General features: G+C 68.3%; 4 protein-coding genes. 3 read left to right on the forward strand and 1 reads right to left on the reverse strand.

Annotated features, from left to right (window positions below; genetic code table 11):
* Positions 1–458, forward strand: a 458-nt coding sequence (locus NCC78_RS32630; RefSeq protein ID WP_372495229.1) for a zinc ribbon domain-containing protein, incomplete at its 5' end; no start/stop codon positions are given.
* On the opposite strand, the gene NCC78_RS29260 is transcribed toward NCC78_RS32630, so the two are convergent.
* Complete coding sequence (locus tag NCC78_RS29260) at positions 382–1,884, reverse strand: hypothetical protein (protein ID WP_250798580.1); 1,503 nt, start codon at positions 1,882–1,884, stop codon at positions 382–384. The genes NCC78_RS32630 and NCC78_RS29260 overlap by 77 nt on opposite strands.
* A 64-nt stretch (positions 1,885–1,948) precedes the next feature.
* On the opposite strand from NCC78_RS29260, the gene NCC78_RS29265 reads away from it, so the two are divergent.
* Together NCC78_RS29265 and NCC78_RS29270 are read left to right on the forward strand one after the other, a co-directional pair.
* Positions 1,949–2,308, forward strand: a complete 360-nt coding sequence (locus tag NCC78_RS29265; protein ID WP_250798581.1) for a hypothetical protein — start codon at positions 1,949–1,951, stop codon at positions 2,306–2,308.
* 446 nt (positions 2,309–2,754) lie between these two features.
* Positions 2,755–3,291: a hypothetical protein gene (locus NCC78_RS29270; protein WP_250798583.1), complete on the forward strand. Its 537-nt coding sequence runs from the start codon at positions 2,755–2,757 to the stop codon at positions 3,289–3,291.
* Positions 3,292–3,629 lie beyond the last annotated feature (338 nt).

Below are 3,629 nucleotides of genomic sequence, written 5' to 3' on the forward strand. Positions count from 1 at the left end.
AACGCGGCACCTCGTCCACCTGCCCCGCCTGCGCAAAGCGGGTGCCGAAACCTCGGGGGCGGACCCTGTCCTGCCCGCACTGCGCATTCTCCGGCCACCGTGACCTGGTCGCGGCGGCCAGCATCGCTACCCGTACCCCCGGTGGCGGATCCACCACCCCGGCAGATGTTGTGCTGCCGGAGGTGATCACGCACCGTCGAGCCGGCCGGCACCTGCCCGGTGCCGGACGGTCCCGGCGTGACCCCCGCCGCCCAGCCGGGCGGCGCGAGGATCAGTTGGCCCGCGCAGGCCCGCCCCACCAACCGGTGGGGAGTCGCTCGCCCACAAGGCGAGGATCCACAACACCCACCGCAAACCCGGTGAACGTTAGTGGACACCGCACTAGAAGCCACGCCAGTCGTCGAACCACTGGTCTGCCAGATGCGCTGGGACCTCAGCCCGGGCGGCAAGCTCCATGAACGCGTCGAAGGCTTCCTCTCGGCGCAGCGTGTCTATGATCTCGTACCTCTGGTCGATGCTGTTGAGCGCCTCGACCAGGGCGCGCAGGACCGCTTCCGCTTCGTCTGCACGCCGACGACGGTCCTGCGGAAGCTTGTCAATGATGCGGACCGCGCTGGCGTAGGCCTTGCAGGCGGCAGCTCCACCTCGGGCGCTGTCATCGACCCAGTCACGGAACGGGTTGTTCAGGTTGGCGGCCAGCCACGTGTCGGGCTTCGCGCCTTCGATGACCAGGCGCACCCCGGTGCCGCGGTACCGGGCCTTCAACGCCGGCACGATGGATCGACGTAGACCGCTGATGCTCAGGTGCGTCAGCGAGGTCAGGTCAGGCAGTTTGTTCGCGTCCCATCCGTAGCCATCGACAAGTTCGATGACGGCCAGACGGGGCAGACTGGCCAGAGCAGCGACGTCGTCCAGCCGTCCCGGTGGCTCGCGCCAGTGAATCCGGACGCTCTCCAGCTCCTTCAGCTCCCGCACGGCAGCGGCGGACATGGTGCCGCCACCGTCCAGGGCGACCTCGCGAACACCGTGCAGGCCTGCAGGAACCGTCGTTTGCGCGTCGGCCCCGGTCAGGGTGAGATGAAGCCATCGGCCGCCGCCCGCCGCGTACACCACCAGATTCCGGTCCACTGCGGCCAACTCGAGGCCGTGCAGGCCACGGGGCAGCCGCACCTCGCGAACATCCGCACCGGACAGCGACAGGTGCTGCAGACCGGTACCGGTCAGATCCACCACCGGCGGGGCGTCGCGCCACGCCAGCGACGAGACAACAGGGCGGTCTGCCAACGCGCGGGCCAGGCCCCGGTCCGGGCCGGCCCATGTCAGCGCCGTGCAGCGGGGCAGCTGATTGAGAGCGGACCACAGCACCGGCCCGGACGCAGGCACCCACATCGACCCCGCACCGCTCAGGTCCAGTCGAGGCGTGGCCGCGCCGAGTGTCGCCGCCCCGGCGCCGAAGTCGACGTCGACTTGGCCCCGGGTGGCGGCCGCACGGTAGTCGGACTTCACTGCCGCCGATAGCTCCCGGTCCCAGCGGCGCTGCCTGACCACATCATCGGCAAGTGACTGCCAGCTTGAGTACGTGTTCGACAACGCCGGCACATCCTCCGGAACGGGCAGACTTCCGATCCACGTGAACCCCGGCGGCACCGCATGCCAGCAGCCAATCGACAAGTGAACAAGGCGCCCGCCGTGAACATGATGGTCAAGCGCTAGCGGCTCAACGCCGCGCAGCTCGTCCAGGCTCGGCCGATCCATCGAGTGCCAGCGCAGCGCATACGCCGAGGTCACACGGCCTTCGACACCGGTGACCTGACATGCTCCGAATCCACCGTCTGACAACCTCATCACGGCGACATCGCCGGGTCGCACCACTCGATCCACCACCCAGCGAAGCTACCCGACAGGGACCACCACCGCGCTCCCCCAACCTGTGCGCGCGCAGCCACTGGTGATGATCTTTAAGTGCGAGCGGTCATTGGGCATCACCAGCCAGGAGCTACCGCGCGGCCCGGCGGACGAGGTTCCGTACCGCAGGGGTTCCGGCATGCTGATGCTTATGGTCCAGAGGAACGGGACGCCGGAGCCGGCCGGATATGAACAGGCCATGCCAGATATTCAGGCGCGGGTGAAGAAGTATGAGGCAGCTCTTGCGAAGGCCCGCCTGACCCATGGTGGGTCGGTGGAAGAGGTGCGGGAGGCTCTCGCCGAGGCGTTCGAGGCCGAAGGCCTGACAGTCTGGAAGGAGGTAGCAGACGATGCGGCTCGGCTGATCGCAGGTGAGGACGAGCCTGGTCCAGCCGCAGGTTGATGTAGGAGGCCACTTGTACGGCCATCTGATCCGTAGATTCCCAAGACCATGTCCAGGCCGTCCGGGTCGGTCCGCGTGGTCCTGGTCCGCGGGCGCTCGGCAATTCGATCCGTCCCGTCCCGTCCAGTCCGCCCCGGTGGCTCCCACGGGTGGCTCCCAGACCTGTCAGCTTGGGGATTGTCGATCTCCGCCAGGCCACCGACTTGGCGGCCGGGTCTCGGCAGTCTCTCGTGGCCTCGGCTGGCCCCTGCTGTCCTCGCCCAATGGCACACTAATGGCACGCCGGGTGCTCGCCGTAACCGCCAGCCGGAAGTGATCGCCGACCCCCACCCTGCAAAGATCAAGACTAGTGTCGGCGGGCGTCAGCGACCGTCGTTGACCTGCTCGCGGCCGGTGACGTTCTCGGCGACGTGTGGACTGAGCTGGTGGATCGGTAGGGTGACGAGATGGAGAGAGAAGCCATCTACCTCCTGTCGGCGTTCATCCTCGCGGGAAGCCTCTCGCTGTGGCTGTACCTGAGCTTTCGTCATGGGGCTGAACGTCCGTCGCAACGTCGGGCAGCGACGTTCTTCATCAAGTCGGGCATCCGCCACCTCCCCGTGATGCTCTTGGTCGGCGCCGCCTTCTGGTACTCGATCGCCGTGGCAGCACTGAGCACGTTCCTTCCGGAAGGTCCACTCCAGACCGTCGCCATGGCCGCAGGCCTCTTGCTGGTCCTGACTACCGGAGTATTGGCCCTCGTGTGGGCATACCGGCCCCCACACCGGGTGCTTCCCGAGTGGTATCGGGCCGAGTTGGACCGTGCACCGAAGCCACACGGGGGGAAGCTGTCCCGGGCCTGGAACGCCGCCATGATGTGGATCGGCGTCGCATGCCTCGCCGGCGCCTACGCAGCCTATCGACTGGACGCCCCCTGGTTCCTGATCGGCGTGGCCGCTGTCGTCGGGGCCGGCTTCTTCGCCGGCTACGTCGTCCGTGACTAGCAGGGCTGCCAGTCTGCCCCCATCCCCTGGATAGGTGCCAAGACTGCGGCGCCCGGTTGGGGTCGAGGGTGGCCGTAGGCCATCGGCGTGCCGACGCGCAGCGCCCTTGACGCCGGGCGGGTGGCGTAGAGGATCAGGCATCCGGGGGGTGGGTCACGCCCTGGTCCTCATCGCCATTGAACTGCGGGCGGCGCCCACGAGAGGCCGGGGCAAGCAGCTCTGCTGCGCGGCAGCGATCGCCCCGCCCTCGACGGAAGGCAACCTCGACGGCGATCGTCCCGCCTCAGCCTCTCGCCCATGACTTCCCGCAGCGTGGCCGGCCGGCCCGGCCGATGCCG

It is taken from the genome of Micromonospora phytophila (genome assembly GCF_023656545.1).
In the GTDB taxonomy this organism is placed as follows: Bacteria; Actinomycetota; Actinomycetes; order Mycobacteriales; family Micromonosporaceae; genus Micromonospora; species Micromonospora phytophila.

Bases quoted from the DNA above. Each gene is read 5' to 3' on its own strand.
- NCC78_RS29270 (WP_250798583.1), top strand. From the start codon at position 2,755: ATGGAGAGAGAAGCCATCTACCTCCTGTCGGCGTTCATCCTCGCGGGA.